This is a genomic window from Bacteroidota bacterium (assembly GCA_016711505.1).
Lineage (GTDB): Bacteria > Bacteroidota > Bacteroidia > AKYH767-A > 2013-40CM-41-45 > JADKIH01.
Genome location: JADJSV010000020.1, coordinates 78,166 through 96,293, shown reverse-complemented (window position 1 = coordinate 96,293; position 18,128 = coordinate 78,166). Strand labels below are relative to the sequence as shown.

Below are 18,128 nucleotides of genomic sequence, written 5' to 3'. Positions count from 1 at the left end.
ACTGTTTCCGCTGTAGCAGGAAATGTTGTAACATCTTCTGCAAACAACACCGGAGCACTTTCCGGAAATGGATATTTTTATCTTCGACCGAATAATGTTCAGTATGTATTGAATCCAACTATGGTTGCAAATGACCTCTGTGCAAATGCTACTTCACTTGGAACAATATCAGGTACCTGTAATTATATTACTGCTTCCAATGCTCACAATACTAAGACTGCTGCAACCGGTCCAACTTGTGCTGTAGCTGATACAGGAGATGTATGGTTCTCATTCATTAAACCTGCAGGAGTAAATGGTGTTACAATAACTACAGCTCCTGTTACTTGCCCGCCGGCTATGACAGGCACTACAGTTGAATTGTATACTTCATGCGGAGGTACACCCGTAGCCTGTAGTACAACAGGAACAACTTTTCCAACTTACGGACAACTTACAGCGGGTCGTTCTTGTCTGGTGGAAACACTTTATGTAAGAGTAACAGGTGACAATAATAAATATGGAAAATTTCAGATCTGTGCTACTACTTCTTCCGGTCCTTTTACTTCTCTGGGAACAACTTGTTCAGATGCACAATACATTTGCTCTCTTCCATTCACTCAGAATGGTATGACTACTGCAGGAGCAGGGAATGAATATGATAGTTTAAATGCACAATGTCATGATCCGTATCTCAATGGTGAAGATTATGTTTTTGCATATTCAACCGGTGCATCTCCAATATGTATTCAGGTTGAAGTGAACAGTTCCGGAACTAATCCAAGTATTTTTGTTTATGATGGATGTCCTAATTCAGGTACAACACATTGTATTGCTTCTACTGCCGGCGTCACAGGAATCATTCAGATCAATTCGATTTCATTAGTGCCAAATACTACATATTACATTCTCGTTGACAACAATCCTTTAAATGCAACATCCAACATTCCTTTCGATATATCCATTACTTCATTAGGAACAACAGTTGCTTATGACCCATGCAGTGCTGCACAAAACCTTGGCAGTATTGCGAATAATACTCCGTGTGCTTTTTCAACCTTCAATACTGAATGCGCACAGGCAACTGCAGCCGGAACAATCACTGTTCCGCCTTGTGGAAATTTCGTTGACGGTCTTACTCCTGATGTATGGTTACGATTCACTCCAACTTTCACAGGAAGTTTACTTGTAAAAACTCAGGTTGCAGCTGCTAATCCAACATCAGATGCAGCAATGGCAATTTATTCCGGAGCAAATTGTGGTGCACTTACACTCATTGCCTGCGATGATAACTCTGCAGGAAGTAGTATGCCTTTGCTTTCAATTCCGGTTACAAATGGTGTTACCTATTTCATAAGAATGTGGACTGTAAGTCCGGCCAACACAGGAAACTTCGATCTGTGTCTTTCCAGCGCCTGCGGCCCACCTAACGATGTTCCTTGTACAGCGGTCTATGTCCCTCTTGGCGGAACAGCTTCAGGTTATAATACTTGTTCAGGCGCATTGAATGAACCACCAAATTCGGCTCAATGTGTTGTTGGTGGTATTGTAAATACTGTCTGGTATAAAGCAGTTGTTCCCGCAAATGGAACAATGAAAATCCGGACTCATCCGCTTACTCTTACTGATACACAAATACAAGCCTTCACATTCAGTGGCGGTTGCGCAAATTCTGCAACTACTTACACCAGCAGAGGATGTAATGATGATGGTCCGGATTGCGGCGTTCAAAGCAATCAATCGTATCATGATTATTCAGAATTAGTTCTTACGGGACTAACCGTTAATGATACTGTGTTCATTGCTGTCGATGGATTCAACAGTCAGACAGGAACTTTTGAGATCACAGTTATCGACGGTACTGTCGGCGCGCTCGCTCCGGTTTATCTTCAGGATTGCGAATACCCATATGAAGTATGTGGTTCAACTAGTATTGTTGTACCTGATCCGGGTCCATTGAATTTCGGTAATGTCTGTGACTTTACAACAAGTTATGATTGCTGGGCCAATGGGGAAAGAAATTCCGTCTGGTATAAAGTGACTGTCAATCCCGGAACACTACAGTTCTCCATTAACTCTGTGACAGATTATGATTTTATTATGTGGGATATTACTGGAGTTTCGAATCCGTGCGCTTTAATTCAGACTCACTCTCTTGCTTCTACACGATGTAACTGGACAACTTCAACCGGACAGACAGGAATTTCCAATACTGCCCCATCATTCAACTGGGAAAATTCAATTACGAGTGCAACACAAAGATCTTATCTTATCTTAATTGATAACTGGAATCCACCAAGTTTTGTTACCGGCTTTACTCTTGACTGGATGGGATCGCCTATTGCTTCCAATCCATCTTCAGTGAACTGGTCAGATTCGGTTGATACCAACTTTACGTCTGTTTCAAATTGGGGAACAGCGCCTTGTAATGCTTCACCATCGTGTACAGTTGATGCTTACATTAATGCTTCAACATTTAACAGGAATCCGACGATCAATTCAACAGTATCGGTCCGGAATGTTGTGATCAATTCAGGTGCAACCCTGCGATTGAAAGCAAATGCTGTGTTAGAAGTTTGTGGTGATTTTACAAACAACGGTACACTTATAGCAGAACCCGGTTCAGTTGTAAAATTCATTGGAACAGTTAATCAATTTATCAATGGAAGCGTTACTGGCGCAAATGCTTTTTATCATCTTACTGTTGACAAAACAGCAGGAACAGTTTTATTAAATGCAAACACAGATATTGCCGGGAATTTTACGACAGTTACTAATACGTCTAAGTTCAACATCAATAATAAAGTAATGAAGATTGGTGGGAATTTCACAAATGCAAATGGTGTAACTACATTCCTCAATACTAATTACGCCAACAGCAGAGTTGAATTTAACGGTTTAAACAATCAATATTTTACTAATTCCGCAGGTGCGATCAATTTAAATCGTGTCACGATGAACAAGCCTTCAGGAAAACTCTATCTGATGGGGGCAAACAGTAGTATTGCAGTTGATTCGGTGTTGACGTTGACCAGCGGAATAATTGATACCAGAAATTTACCTGCACTTGAAATTTATTTGAAGTGGATCAATGCAGGTGCTATTGTTGGTTATAATGCCGGTTCATATATCGATGGAAATCTGAAGCGACAGATCTACAACTTCGGCTATGATGTTCGTGGAATGTTACTGGACTGGCCGGTAGGTGATTCGATCAGCGGGTATCAGCTTGCAAATATTCTTTTCTCTCCTGCAGGACCAACTCCGGGAGTTAGTTATCTGATCGGAAGCTTTAATTCATGGACCGGATTTCCACCTGCTGTCGGACCAACAGCCAGCGAATGTGTTTTTGCAACGTATGATGCAATTCCAATTTTTGACCATGGTTACTGGACATTCAGAAGAGCAACTACTGCAAACTATAATGGTAATTACAAAATGACTTTGTATAATAACAATTATACGAACAACACAGGGGTTGGCTGGACAATTGCAGTCGCAGACCTACCGTCGAATGTAAATGCTCCTGCCTCTTGGCGATTAACCGGAAGTTGTGTTACTACCAGTCTTGCAAACAATACTCAAAGAATTGCAATCAATGCAACAGCTTCTGCAACCAATTTCTTTGACCTTTATTTTGCAACTGTACAATCTCTTACTCCGCTTCCTATCGAATTACTTTCATTTACTGCAGAACCTTATGAAGATAATGTATTGTGCAAATGGGTAACAGCAAGCGAAACGAATAACGATTACTTTGAAGTTTTAAGAAGTACTGATGGTGTTGACTTCAAAAAAATTGGAATCGTTTACGGTTATGGTGCAGGAACATCGACTACTAACCGCAGTTATCAGTTTATAGATGACGAAGAATGTAATTCGATCCGTTACTACCAACTTAGACAGGTAGACACAGATCTTAAATTTACTTTCTCAGATATCGTTGCAGTTAACTGTAATAATAAAGACAATGTAATCCAGCTTTATCCAAACCCGGCTACAGATCAACTCAATATTACTTTCTATCAATTCAATAAAGAAGAAATATTGATTGAGTATGTTGACATGCTTGGTAAAATCGTTGCTTCAGAAAATTATTCAACGACCAAAGGATTTAATAAAATTGAATCTTCTATCCTTAATCTGCCGAATGGAATTTATTATCTGAAAATAAAATCAGGTAATCCAAAACAGGAAGACAGACAGATCAGATTTGTAAAAGAATAAACAGAATTAATTGAATGTGGAGTATGCAGGCATGTCCGGTATACTCCACTTTTTTTTCCACAACTTTCCAACTTTTTCTTCCTGAGAACTGCCGCTTTTATCATTAAGTCTTATTGCGCTAATATTCAGTAACATAGTGAAGAGGCTTTCGAGAAGTCCGGTCATGAATCCCTTAACAAACATTAAAGAAATTTCTATCTTTGCGCTCCCTTTTTAAGCCAATTCATGGACAAAAATTCAATAATGGGCCTGTCGATCATAGGCCTTATCATCATTGCTTATTCCATTTACACTCAACCTTCTGTTGAAGAAGTGAATGCTGCTAAAATGCGCAGAGACTCAATTGAAAGAGTTCAGACTTTAGCCAAAGAAGCTGCAATAGTTGCAGAACAAAAAACCAGATCGTAATTCCGGATTCTACGACAGAAATTTCTGATTCTGTAAAAGTTGAATTAGAAAAACAAAAATTCGGAGATTTCGCTTCTGCATCTCAGGGTGTTGAACAAATTCTCACTCTTGAAAATAATCTTGTAAAAGTTTCTCTTTCTTCAAAAGGTGGAAAGATCAAAAGTGTACAGTTAAAGGATTACAAGACCTGGGATGGTCGTCCACTTTATCTGATGAATAACGATTCAAATGTTTTTAATCTGAGTTTATCAGCACAAAACAGAATCATTAATACAGAAGAACTTTACTTTACAGCATCAGGTACTGCAGGTTCAAAAAATTCTGTGAATCTTCGTCTTCCTGCAGGCGATAAAAAATACATTGAGTTCGCATATTCTCTTCCTGAGAATTCTTACATGGTAAATTACCAGGTAAATGTTGTAGGGCTTGAAGATGTGATCGCTCAGAACTCTTCATTTATTAATGTTGACTGGAAAGACATCGTTACACAGCAGGAAAAAAGTATAACTAACGAACGTGCTGCAACTTCAATACATTATCGTTTCACTGATGAAGAAGTAGATTATATTTCCGAAACAAAGAATGAAAAAAAGGATCTTAAAACTAGAGTTCAGTGGATAGCTTTTAAACAGCAATTCTTTTCTGCAGTTCTGATCTCTGATCAGAGTGGATTTGAATCGCCTACCGTTGAAACAAAATCGGATGAAAATTCAAAACAGATCGTAAAGGAAATGACGGCTGCTTTTTCGCTTCCGTATGACAGAAAACCTGTTCAGACGTATAACATGCAATTTTACTTCGGACCGAATAATTATCAGGACCTGAAGAAAATTGATAATTTACATCTGGAGAAACTTATTCCATTAGGCTGGGGAATTTTTGGATGGGTGAATAGATTTCTTGTTATTCCTACCTTCCATTTTCTTGACGGCTTTAATATGAATTACGGATTAATCATCCTGATTCTGACAATACTGGTGAGAATTATAATTCTTCCTCTAACCTATGGCTCATTCAAGTCGCAGGCGAAAATGAAAGTGCTCTCTCCTGAAATGGCTGAGATCAATGAAAAGTTCGGAAGTGATCCAATGAAGAAACAACAAGAGACAATGGCTCTTTACAGAAAGGCCGGCGTGAATCCTCTTGGTGGTTGTATTCCCGGGCTTTTACAATTACCGATCCTTATCGCTATGTTCCGGTTCTTCCCTTCTTCGATTGAACTACGACAGCAGAGTTTCCTTTGGGCCCATGACCTTTCAACATACGATTCAATTCTTGATCTGCCATTCCACATTCCTGCCTACGGTAGTCATGTGAGTTTGTTTACTCTGTTAATGACTGTCTCAACGATCATCTACACAAAGATGAACATGCAGATGACAGCAGCAACAAACCCGCAGATGAAATGGATGATGTATCTGATGCCGATCTTATTCCTGGGCTTCTTTAATAATTATTCTGCCGGATTGAGTTACTATTATTTCCTGAGTAACGTAATTGGGTTTGGTCAGCAATATCTTTTCAAGGCTTTCCTTGATGAAGATAAGATCCATGCACAGATTCAGGAGAATAAGAAAAAACCGGTAAAAAAATCAGGTTTCCAGGCCAGACTGGAGCAAATGGCTAAAGAGCGAAATGCACAGGTTGGAAAACGGAAGTAATTAAGAAGTTACTGGTTTCAGGTTATAGGTTTCAGGTTGGCTTCCATCTTCCAACGAAGCCAACCTGAAACCTGTAACCTGAAACCTGAAAACCTTTTAAAAGAGACAAAAATCAGGAAATTCAAAGTATAGACTGATTTGTTTTTTCATAAGTATTCACGACTTTTGTAGTGCGTAAAACAATTCATTCTTAAGCATTCAACTAAACAAATACCATGTCACAAGACTTTCTACCACTATTAGGAACCGATCATATTGAATTCTGGGTTGGCAATGCAAAACAAGCAGCCTTCTTTTATCAGAAAGCATTTGGATTTACTCTGGTAGCCTATGCCGGGCCTGAGACCGGTGTAAAAGAAAAGGCATCTTATGTACTTCAGCAAGGTAAGATCAGGCTTGTACTTACGACTTCTTTTAATCCTGATTCAGAAATCAGTCAGCATGTTTTAAAACATAGTGATGGAGTTAAAGTTCTTGCTCTCGGAGTTGACAAGCATTTTACGAAACGATGTCACGTGGCGCAAAAGCTCACTCACAACCAAAAACTATTTCTGACGAATTTGGTGAAATCAAAATAGCTTCTATTCATACCTATGGAGAAACGATTCACACTTTTGTTGAACGGAAGAATTACAAAGGTCCGTTTATGCCCGGCTATATAGCTGCCAAACCTAATTTCGAAACTGAGAGTGTTGGTCTTGATTATATAGATCATTGCGTTGGTAACGTTGAGTTGGGTAAGATGAATGACTGGGTTAAATTTTATGAAGAAGTAATGGGATTCAAAATGATCATCACTTTTGATGACAGTGATATCTCAACAGAATATTCTGCTTTAATGAGCAAAGTTGTTTCCAATGGAAATGGCTTTGTAAAATTCCCTATCAACGAGCCCGCAGAAGGAAAGAAAAAATCTCAGATCGATGAGTATCTGGAATTTTATCGTGGTGCAGGTGTACAACATATTGCTGTCATTACGCACGATGTTGTAAAGACTGTTACAGAATTACAACGTCGCGGTGTTGATTTTTTGAAAGTACCTTCAAACTATTATGATGATCTGCTTGCGCGAGTTGGTAAGATCGATGAAGACCTTGAATCACTAAAAAAACTGGGCATTCTGGTTGACCGTGATGATGAAGGTTATTTGTTGCAGATCTTTACAAAACCTGTAGAAGACAGACCTACTGTATTCTTTGAGATCATCCAGAGAAAGGGTGCAAAATCGTTTGGAAAAGGAAATTTCAAAGCACTTTTTGAAGCGATTGAAAGAGAACAGGCTTTGCGTGGAAACCTGTAATTGATTCCAAAACAAGGCTATTTATACTATTGAATGCAAAAATCAGGGACTTGGTCCCTTTTTTGCTGTTTAGACGGCTCTGAAATTGAATTTATTTACCATTACTTCATGCAACTCTGTTAAATTTGCGAAACCAAAGACAAAATTTCGGAGTTCAAATCAAACAATTGAGAACAATTTATATGAAAAAACCAATCTGGATTGCAGCGCTTTTTGCAGCTATTTGCATACTTACTTCTTCTCTTTCAGTATTAGGAAGTGGCTATGAAATCAAAGTCCAAATTCATGGCCTGAGAGATTCCTCTTTATATCTGGGAAATCATTATGGCGATAAACAATATGTCCGAGATACAATAAAACTTGATCAGACCGGAACGGGAACTTTCAAAGGTCCGGATTCACTTCCCGGTGGAATTTATTTAGTGATTCTTCCCAACAAAACTTATTTCGAAATCCTTGTCAACGAACAGAAATTTGAAATCGAAACTGACACGCTTGATTATGTTGAGCACATGAAAATAAAAGGTTCTGTTGAGAATACACTTTTCAATGATCATCAAAAATATATAATTGCCAAATCAAAAGAGACTCAGCAAGTCAAAGCAAGATTAGATTCAAATAAAGATAACAAAGATTCGGTCGAAATACTTAAAGCTAAACTTACCAATGCCGACAAAGAAGTAAAAGCATACTGGATGAAAATTGTTACTGATCATCCGAACACATTCATGGCAAAGGTGATCAAGACTATGTCAGAACCGGAAGTGCCGGAACCACCAAGAGATGCTAATGGTGTAATTACCGATTCATCTTTTCAATTCAAGTATTTCAAATCACATTTCTTCGATAATGTTGACTTCAGTGATGAGCGTTTGTTGCGCAGTCCAATTCTTCAAAGTAAGATCAAAACATATACTCAGCAGCTTACTGTACCTCTGCCTGATTCACTTATTCAGGCGATAGATACAATCATAATCAAAGCGCGCGCTAACAAGGAAGTATTTAAATACTGCGTTGCCACACTTGCAAATTTTTACGAGACTTCCAACATCATGGGTTACGATAAAATTTTCGTACACATAGCAGAAAAATATTATCTGACGAAAGAAGCATTCTGGGCTGACTCAGCGTTACAGGCAAAGATCCTTGAACGTGTAATGAAAATAAAACCTAACATTCTCGGAGTGCCTGCATATGACATTCACATGCCTGACACAGCTTTGAAAATTCACAAGCTTTATGATGTGAAAGCAAAATATACAATTCTCGTTTTCTGGGATCCTACTTGCAGCCATTGCAAGACTGAAATCCCTAAACTTTCACATTATTATGACAGCGTTAAAGTTTCAAAAAATATTGAAGTATTTTCAGTAGGGATAGAATCAGATATTGAATTATGGAAAAAGTTCATTCGCGACAATAAACTAAAATGGATAAATGTTTCCGATCTTTACAACAATACGAATTTCAGAAACTACTACGACATCTACTCTACTCCTGTAATTTATTTACTTGATGAGAAAAAGAACATCATAGCAAAAAGGCTCGATACTGATAAAGTCCGCGACTTCATTGAAAATGAAGAGAAGAAAGAAAAGGCGAAAAAATAATTTTTTGAATACTAAAAAGGCTGCAATCATGCAGCCTTTTTTAGTTATAGAAATTTACGAATTTTGAACGGTGATAAAACTGGAGACAATTTTAAACTCTATCATTGCTTTATATTAAAATTTCAGAAACAAAATGTCCTAATGAATTTTTCATTGTGCTTTGATTTTAAAACGAGTTCTAAAATGACAGAACAAACTATTCCACCAATACAACAAAAAGAAACAGCTTTATCTTTGAAGTCAAGATTTGGAAATTCAGCTTTATATTTTGTGAATTCTTTTTTAGTTTGAAAGGCCGGTCCGATAAAGCGTAAAGTATTATCTTTTTTTAATGGAGTCTTTCTGACAAAATAAAATGAATAACCATTCTCATTATATTTTCGATCGGTAATATTTGTGTTTGAAAACGTATAGTCAGCATTTAAAAACCTGACAGAAAATCCGGCATCCACCACTGCCTGGGCAATTTTAAAAATATCAACTTCCTGGCCTTTTTTGAATTTCAATATTCCATCAGTATTTTCAAGATTCATTTCAACATTTTCGATGAAAGGAAGTTTTCTGATACTCATTTCCACGCTTCTTGTACAGGCAGAGCAGGTCAGGCCATTCACCCCAATTCTTGCAGAAGTATATTGAGCAGTGATTGCTTTTGGTAAAAACAGGCATTGTAATATTAGAAGAAGGGCCAAAATGTATTTCAAATGAGTCGTTTTTTAATTTAATTTAAAGATAGCATTGGAGTTGCACAATAGCAATACAAAATTACATTATTTCACTTAGTTCCCGTTCCAGAAAGTTTCCATATTTAGAATAAATGCACTTTTATGATTCAGGTCATTTAAAAAAGTAATTAAGTTTTACTGAATTCATCTTAGAGATTGAAACAAGATTCGGTTTCAAAATTTTAAATATAATTCCTACCTTGGACTTCAATAAATAACTAACAAAAAATGAAAAAAATCACCACACTAGTAGTATTGCTTCTTGTAGGAACCATAGGATTTGCACAAGACAAAGCAATTGAACAACCTAAAAAGAAATCACCATTTGAAACATGGCCGGAACTGAAAGAATTTCATGGCGTGATGTCACAAACCTTTCATCCAAGTGAAGAAGGTAATCTGGAGCCTATAAAATCAAGAGCAACAGAAATGAAAGAGAAAGCAGCTAAACTTGCGGATTCAAAAATTCCTGCTGATCTTAATAATGAAAAAGTAGTTGCTGCAGTTACAAAGTTGAAAGACAACTCTGTTGTTATGGAAAAAATGGTTGCAGATAAAAAAACCGATAAAGAAATTTCTGATTATCTTATTGTCATGCATGATACTTTCCATGAAATTGTCGGTCTATGCCGTGAGGAAAAACATTAATTTATTCTAACCAATAAACACACGCTATTATGAAAACGAAAATTACTTTTTTTTTTGATAGCCTGTGCATTCACTCTGAATTCTAATGCACAACTATTGAATGGTGGATTCGAAAACTGGACTAATAACGGCTCTTATTCGGATCCTGATAATTGGTATAGTTTGAATTACCTGACATCACAATTTGGTACTTTGATCTGTGAAGAAGGAACGCCGGGCAATCCGGGTTCGAAATATGTAAAACTCACTTCCAGAATGGTAACCGGTATCGGAGTAATGTCGGGCACGATCACAAGCGGAACCTTTGATATTATTTCCGGTGACTATGTTCAGGGATTTGCCTTCACACAACGTCCTGCCAGTCTCACCGGCAGTTGGCAGTACTCACCTGGTTTGAATGATCAGGGTTTTGCTTATGTGATGCTGACAAAGTGGAATCCGGGAACCCAGACTGCAGATTTAATTGCAATAAATTCTACCGGAATACCTCCCGGAAGTGTGACAAGCTGGACAAATTTTGATTTGCCTTTGGGATATATTTCAAACGAAACCCCTGATACTGTAATAATTTCTTTCTCATCAAGTGGAAGTGCATCTACACCGGTTGATGGCAGCTATTTGTATCTTGACAATCTTGCATTTGTCGGATCTGTTTCAGGAATAAATACTATATCGCCTCAGCTCATGGTTGAATTGTATCCAAATCCTGCTTCAGAGTATATTTACATTGTAAAAAACTCAAATGAAAAGGAAACAAAATTTGAGATCAGTTCTGTTGAAGGCAAACTAGTTCAATCCGGAATTCTGAAGAATGCAAAAACAAAAATAGAATTGAACAACCTTTCGAAGGGGGTTTATTTTGTAAATGTTTTTAGCGAAAGTTCAAAAACTACCAGAAGACTTGTTGTTAACTAATAACGAATAACGAATAACGAATAACGAAAAGTGAAAAGTGAAAAGTGGTGGTAACCTGAAAGGTTGTCGCCACTTTTCACTCTTCACTTTTCACTTTTCACTTTTCATTTTTTTCGCAAGTGCATTATCATAAAGCTCCTTCGCCTCTGCAATACTTCCGAACGATTCTTCATCGATAAGGATCTCGCCTTCGGTTACCATTCCAAGATTTGAGAATTCAATATCGGCTGAGGCAAGGAAGTCTACGAAATTATCCATTTTGTCTGGATGTACTGACACCACTACTCTGCTTTGTGCTTCACCAAATAAGAAAGCATCGGCACGGACATCGAAATCAGTTTCGATGGAAAAACCTAAACCGCGTGGCATTCCGGATTCAGTAAGCGTAATATACAGACCACCATCAGAAACATCATGCGCAGATTCGATCAGATCTTTTTTGATCAAATGCTTTATGACACTCTGCAATTTATATTCTACATCCAGATCAAAAAACGGAGCCGGTGATTTTTTAATATTGTGAAACGAATACAGATATTCTGAACTGTTGACATCATTCTTTGATTCACCGATCATGAAAATATAATCTCCGGCATATTTAAAATCAAGTGTCATCCGGTTTCTTTTATCTTCAAGGATACCAAGCATTCCAATAGTCGGTGTCGGGAATACAGGACCTTCATCAGATGACTGATTGTAAAAGCTGACATTTCCTCCTGTAACAGGTGTATGAAATTTACGACAAGCTTTTCCCATACCTTTGATTGCCTGTACAAATTGCCAGTACACTTCTTTGTTGTAAGGATTTCCGAAATTCAGACAGTTGGTTATTGCTGATGGCTCACCCCCGCTGCAAACTATATTTCTTGCCGATTCTGCTACAGCAATTGAAGTACCGATTTCAGGATCTGCATAAACATAACGTGAGTTACAATCAACCGTAAGTGCAATTGCTTTTTCTGTGCCGCGTACATTTACAATTGCAGCATCGCTTGGTGCATTTGTACTCATGTTCACAGTTCCAACCATTGAATCATATTGTGTGGATACCCACTTTTTAGAAGCAATATTTGGATGCGACAAAAGGAAAGTTGCTACCTGACGCAGATCTTCCGGCTCTTCAAGCGAATCGATATTGAAACGTTTATTTTCATAGTAATATGCAGGTACAGAATATTCCCTTTCATAAACCGGTGCTCCACCTCCTAAAACAAGTGAATCTGCAGGAACATTTGCAATCAATTCTGTATTCATATAAAACTTCAACTGAGTTCCTGAAGTTACTTCACCGATCTGAACACAATTCAGGTCCCATTTATCAAAAACACTGAGAACTTCTTTTTCTCTTCCTTTCTTTACCACAACAAGCATTCTTTCCTGTGATTCGCTCAAGAGGATTTCCCACGACTGCATATTCTTCTGACGCGTTGGAACTTTGTCAAGATGAATATTCATACCATGTTTTCCTTTTGCAGACATTTCAGAAGTGGAGCAAATAATTCCTGCTGCACCCATATCCTGCATACCGATGACTGCACCGGTTTTTATAACTTCCAGTGATGCTTCCAACAATAATTTCTCTGTGAATGGATCACCAACCTGAACAGAAGGCAGATCATCAGCTGAATCTTCGTGGAGATCACCGCTTGCAAATGTAGCACCATGAATTCCATCTTTACCTGTAGCAGAACCTACTATGAAAACAGGATTGCCAATTCCGTAGGATGTAGCAGAAACAGTCTTGCCTTCTTCTACGATTCCGGCAGACATTGCATTGACTAATGGATTTACATTATAACATTCATCAAAAAATAATTCTCCACCAACTGTAGGAACACCAAAGGCATTTCCATAATCGCCAATTCCTTTTACTACACCACGCAGTAACCACTTTGTTTTTTCAAGATCAATATTTCCGAAACGCAGAGAATTCAACTGTGCAATCGGGCGCGCACCCATTGTAAAAATATCGCGATTGATACCACCAACTCCGGTTGCAGCACCTTGATAAGGTTCAATTGCTGAAGGATGATTGTGTGACTCTATCTTGAAACAGCATGCAAGTCCATCGCCAATTGAAACCAAGCCTGCATTTTCTGCACCTGCTGCTGCGAGCATATGCGGACCATCTTTCGGCAGTGTTTTTAACCAGGTAATTGAATTTTTATACGAACAATGTTCGCTCCACATTACACTGTATATACTCAGTTCAGTGAAGTTTGGAGTGCGGCCTAAAAATTCTTTTATCTTCTCAAATTCTTCAGGCAAAAGTCCTAATTCCTTTGCAGATTCAACAGTTACGGCTTGTTCAAGTACGTCAGACATGGGTGTTTTTTTGATTGCACAAATGTAAGATTCTTTTTTCAAGTAAGCAGTAAGTAAAAATTCAGGAATAGCTGATTTTGGAATTTTAACTGCGAACTTTTTCTGCTTCAATCTGAACCAGATAGAAGAATCCTGCAAGCAGTTATCAACAATCCACTTTCCACCTGCCACTTACTCCTTACTAAATTTTTTTTAACAGAAAAAATTCTCTTTCTTTCAAGTAAAATAAGACTAAAAACGAGAATGCACATCCTGTTGACTTGTGCTTACATTGCTGCTTTTGTATTTATCATTCGAAAATGGAGTTTTTTCAAATCGGATGGAATACCTGCTTCCTGGCCTACTTATTTGTTTCTCCTGAAAATTGTCGCCGGAATTATCCTGGGACTGATCTACACGTACCACTACACTGACATAAAGACGACAGATACTTTCAAGTTTTTCAATGATAGTGCAATACTTTACCAATCATTCCAATCGCATCCGTATGATTTCTTCAGAATGTTTACAGGAATTGATGCAGATGCAGAAGAATTGAGATCCTATTATGTACAGATGAATGCATGGCTCAATACGAACCTGCTTTTTAATGACAACAGAACGATCATCAGGTTAAATGCATTCTTCCATTTTTTCTCACTCGGATTTTATTACATTCATGTTGTGTTTCTTAATTTTCTTTCATTCATTGGCTTGTTTTGTTTATATAAAGTTTTTGAAAAGGAATGTCCGGAAAGAAAAAGAACTTTTGATCTATACTTTTTATTGCCATCAACACTCTTCTGGGGCTCGGGACTTTTAAAAGATGGTCTTCTGCTTTTTGGGATGGGAGTTTTTGTTTATCATTATTACAATTACGTTAAGAATCCTGATCAGCACAGAAGATTAATTCCTCTCATCTTATCAATAGGACTTTTAAGTATCACAAAATTCTATATTATCATTTTGCTTGCACCCGGCTTATTGACATGGTGGATAATCAGAAAATTCAAACTGCCCAGACCTGCACTTTGCATCATCAGCGCCTACCTTCTGTTTTTTACTGTTGCCTTTAACTTTTACAGAATTTTACCGGAGTACAATCTTGCTGCAATGCTTTACTGGAAGCAGTTCAATTTCTTCGGATATGCCAATGCAGTAGAAAGCAAAAGTCTGATTGAGATCCCAAGACTCGGACTTGATACCTGGAGTGTTTTAAAAAATGCACCGCAGGCCTTTTGCACTACTTACTTCCGCCCATTCTTCAATGACATAAAAGGAAATCCATTGGTGCTACTGTCAGTTCTTGAAAATTGCATTCTCTTTTTTATAACAATACTTACGATAATCAATTTTAAAAAACCTGTTTTGAAAGATAAAGGTATTATCTGGGCAGCAGTACTTTTCATTCTAACCTTATATATTCTCATCGGATTAACGACACCTGTACTGGGCGCCATTGTCAGATATAAGATTCCTGCACTTCCTTTCATCGGTTTTGTTCTGATCAGCTTTTCCGGTAAATCCAAAATATTCACTAATATTGAAAAATGAATCTATTCAGAAAAAAATCTGTTTCCAAAATCCTTGAACAATCTGCTGCAGGAGAAAACGAACATGGTTCTTTATCCAGGCATCTTGGAGTGAAGGATCTAACAGCGCTTGGAATTGCAGCAATAGTCGGTGCCGGAATATTCAGCACAATTGGTAATGCCAGTGCTGCCGGGGGACCGGGTGTTGTATTACTTTTCATCTTTACAGCAGTGGCTTGTGGCTTTGCAGCCTTTGCATATGCAGAGTTTGCATCAATGGTTCCTGTTTCAGGAAGTGCATATACTTACAGCTATGTAGCATTTGGTGAGTTGATCGCCTGGATCATCGGTTGGGCATTGATCATGGAATATGGAATCGGGAATATAACAGTGGCTATATCGTGGTCAGATTATTTTACCGGTTTACTCTCCAGTGCAGGCATCCATTTACCGGAATGGATGACAATGGATTTCTTATCAGCATCCAAAGGACATCGTGTAGCAGAATCTTTAATGGCCAGTGGAAAATCCTTTGAGAATCTGGATGCACCTGTTAAGGAAGCCTTTCTTGCATGGCAAAATTCTCCAACGCTTTTTGGTCTGCATATCGTTGCAGATCTTCCTGCACTCCTGATAATAGTTCTGATCACTGCCTTAGTTTATCGAGGAATGAAAGAATCGCGCAACGCCGGAAATGCAATGGTGATCGTAAAAGTGCTCGTAGTATTATTTGTGATCACAATCGGTGCTTTCTATATTAACACAGACAACTGGCATCCGTTTTTACCAAATGGAATTGGTGGAGTGCTTAAAGGAGTATCTGCGGTATTTTTCGCTTACATTGGATTTGATGCAATCAGTACAACGGCAGAAGAATGCAAAAACCCGCAACGTGACCTTCCTCGCGGCATGATGTGGGCGATTATAATCTGTACAATTTTATATGTAGCAATTGCACTTGTATTAACTGGAATGGTCAACTATAGCGAACTGGCAGTTGGCGATCCGCTTGCATTTGTTTTTCAGCGTCTGGACATGAAATGGATCTCTGCAGTCATTGGTGTGAGTGCAATTGTAGCTATGGCCAGTGTGTTATTGGTTTTTCAATTAGGACAACCAAGAATCTGGATGAGTATGAGTCGTGACGGATTGTTGCCAAAAAAATTCGCAACCATTCATCCAAAATATAAAACACCTTCATTCGCAACGATCGTAACAGGATTTGTAGTTGCTATTCCTGCACTGTTTATGAACCTTACTTGGGTTACAGATCTTTGCAGGATAGGAACACTTTTCGCATTTGTTCTGGTTTGTGCCGGTGTTCTCAGACTCGACATGATCAAAGATTCACCGCGGGGAAAATTCAAAACACCTTATGTGAATGCAAAATTTATATTTCCAATACTGATTATATCTGCCATTATACTTTCACTTCAATTCAATAAAGAGAACACACTCAATTTTTTCAGAAATGAACCTGTTGCAGTCGGAGTTGATGACTTGATGACACGTCTGACAACTTCAGAAGCAAGTATGATCCGTCAACAAATGCTTGAAACAAATTCAGAAAAATTCATTGCATCAGGATCAGAATTGGATACATATTTGAATTCACTTGATGAAACAACTTATCTTGCTACACTTGGAAATCTGCCTATCGCAGAAGAAAAGAAATTCGATAAAGGCTGGGATGTTTTCAAGCACAAAATTCCGACATGGATCTTTCTGATCAGCTGTCTCTATCTTGCATTCCTTGCATTCAAACATAATATGTCACTCATTCCTGTTCTTGGATTAATAAGTTGCCTCTACATGATGAGCGAACTGGGTCTGAGAAACTGGATAGGCTTTACGATCTGGCTTGCTGTGGGACTGGTGATTTATTTTGGGTTTAGTTATAAGAATAGTAAGCTCAATTTAGTGAGTAGTAAGTAGTAAGTGGTGAATAGCACAACTTACTTAATTAGCAAATATAAATTCTGATCCAACAACAACTGTTACAAAATATACTACACTGTGCTACTCACCAATTACTACTTACCACTTACTAAGAAAAAATGAAAACCATCCTCATTACCGGCGCGACTTCCGGATTTGGAAAGGCAATTGCTTTCAAATTTGCACAGCATGGCTATCAGTTGATTTTGAATGGCCGAAGAGAAGAAAGATTGAGACATATTGAAATCGAATTGAATGAACAATTCGGCGCAAAGGTCATTACACTTCCCTTTGATATTAAGGACAAAGAAGCTGCAAAAAATGCAATTCAATCGCTTCCACATGATTTTAAAAAAATAGATGTCCTAGTCAATAACGCAGGACTGGCAGCCGGACTATCAACTATTCAGGAAGGGAATACTGATGACTGGGATCTGATGATCGATACAAATGTTAAGGGATTACTTTATGTTTCGAGGTTGATCATGCCTTTGATGATAGCAAACGGTAGTGGACATATTATAAACATTAGTTCGATAGCCGGTAAGGAAGTTTATCCAAAGGGCAATGTGTATTGTGCAACCAAATTTGCAGTCGATGCAATCACCAAAAGTATGCGGATCGACATGCTAGAACATGGTATTAAAGTGACTTCAATAGATCCAGGCGCTGCTGAGACAGAATTTTCTCTGGTCAGGTTCCAGGGAGATGCAGAAAGAGCACAAAAGACTTATCAGGGTTACGAACCGTTGAAAGGCGAAGACATTGCAGACATTGCTTTCTTTGCAGCTACCCGACCGGCACATGTAGTTTTGAATGATATTGTAGTGACATGTCTTGCGCAGGCGAATACTCAGAATTTTTATAAAAAATAATTGCCT

Annotated in this window: 11 protein-coding genes and 1 pseudogene; 10 read left to right on the top strand and 2 right to left on the bottom strand. The window is 38.1% G+C overall.

Going from position 1 to position 18,128, the window contains the following annotated elements; genetic code table 11:
- The first annotated feature begins 120 nt into the window (after window positions 1–120).
- The 5 genes and pseudogenes from IPL24_18920 to IPL24_18900 all read left to right on the top strand — a co-directional run bounded on the left by IPL24_18920 (window position 121) and on the right by IPL24_18900 (window position 9,185).
- Entirely contained in the window at window positions 121–4,206 is a 4,086-nt protein-coding gene (locus IPL24_18920) for a T9SS type A sorting domain-containing protein (GenBank protein ID MBK8365655.1), read from the top strand.
- 225 nt (window positions 4,207–4,431) lie between these two features.
- A complete protein-coding gene (locus IPL24_18915) occupies window positions 4,432–4,614 on the top strand; it encodes a hypothetical protein (GenBank protein ID MBK8365654.1) in 183 nt (60 codons plus the stop codon).
- Complete coding sequence (gene yidC, locus IPL24_18910; protein MBK8365653.1) at window positions 4,608–6,275, top strand: membrane protein insertase YidC; 1,668 nt, start codon at window positions 4,608–4,610, stop codon at window positions 6,273–6,275. Before IPL24_18915 ends, yidC begins: the two co-directional genes overlap by 7 nt.
- A gap of 215 nt (window positions 6,276–6,490) precedes the next feature.
- Window positions 6,491–7,575: pseudogene (gene hppD, locus IPL24_18905) on the top strand (4-hydroxyphenylpyruvate dioxygenase).
- A 182-nt stretch (window positions 7,576–7,757) separates the two neighbouring features.
- Window positions 7,758–9,185 (top strand): DUF5106 domain-containing protein, encoded by a 1,428-nt coding sequence (locus IPL24_18900; GenBank protein MBK8365652.1) that lies wholly within the window; start codon window positions 7,758–7,760, stop codon window positions 9,183–9,185.
- A 122-nt stretch (window positions 9,186–9,307) separates the two neighbouring features.
- Here IPL24_18900 and IPL24_18895 read toward each other — a convergent pair whose 3' ends face one another.
- Window positions 9,308–9,877 (bottom strand): heavy-metal-associated domain-containing protein, encoded by a 570-nt coding sequence (locus tag IPL24_18895; GenBank protein MBK8365651.1) that lies wholly within the window; start codon window positions 9,875–9,877, stop codon window positions 9,308–9,310.
- A 261-nt stretch (window positions 9,878–10,138) separates the two neighbouring features.
- On the opposite strand from IPL24_18895, the gene IPL24_18890 reads away from it, so the two are divergent.
- Both IPL24_18890 and IPL24_18885 read left to right on the top strand, forming a co-directional pair.
- On the top strand, window positions 10,139–10,558 hold the full coding sequence (locus IPL24_18890) for a hypothetical protein (GenBank protein MBK8365650.1): 420 nt from the start codon (window positions 10,139–10,141) through the stop codon (window positions 10,556–10,558).
- A 54-nt stretch (window positions 10,559–10,612) separates the two neighbouring features.
- Window positions 10,613–11,473, top strand: a complete 861-nt coding sequence (locus IPL24_18885) for a T9SS type A sorting domain-containing protein (protein MBK8365649.1) — start codon at window positions 10,613–10,615, stop codon at window positions 11,471–11,473.
- Window positions 11,474–11,563: 90 nt separating this feature from the next.
- Here the strand turns inward: IPL24_18885 and purL are convergent, their stop codons facing one another.
- Window positions 11,564–13,798, bottom strand: a complete 2,235-nt coding sequence (gene purL / locus IPL24_18880) for a phosphoribosylformylglycinamidine synthase subunit PurL (GenBank protein ID MBK8365648.1) — start codon at window positions 13,796–13,798, stop codon at window positions 11,564–11,566.
- 243 nt (window positions 13,799–14,041) lie between these two features.
- Between purL and IPL24_18875 the strand changes: the two genes are divergently transcribed.
- The 3 genes from IPL24_18875 (at window position 14,042) to IPL24_18865 (ending at window position 18,122) form a co-directional block, all read left to right on the top strand.
- Window positions 14,042–15,331: a hypothetical protein gene (locus IPL24_18875; protein ID MBK8365647.1), complete on the top strand. Its 1,290-nt coding sequence runs from the start codon at window positions 14,042–14,044 to the stop codon at window positions 15,329–15,331.
- A complete protein-coding gene (locus IPL24_18870; GenBank protein ID MBK8365646.1) occupies window positions 15,328–17,244 on the top strand; it encodes an amino acid permease in 1,917 nt (638 codons plus the stop codon). Before IPL24_18875 ends, IPL24_18870 begins: the two co-directional genes overlap by 4 nt.
- A 122-nt stretch (window positions 17,245–17,366) precedes the next feature.
- A complete protein-coding gene (locus IPL24_18865; protein MBK8365645.1) occupies window positions 17,367–18,122 on the top strand; it encodes an SDR family NAD(P)-dependent oxidoreductase in 756 nt (251 codons plus the stop codon).
- Window positions 18,123–18,128: the final 6 nt, after the last annotated feature.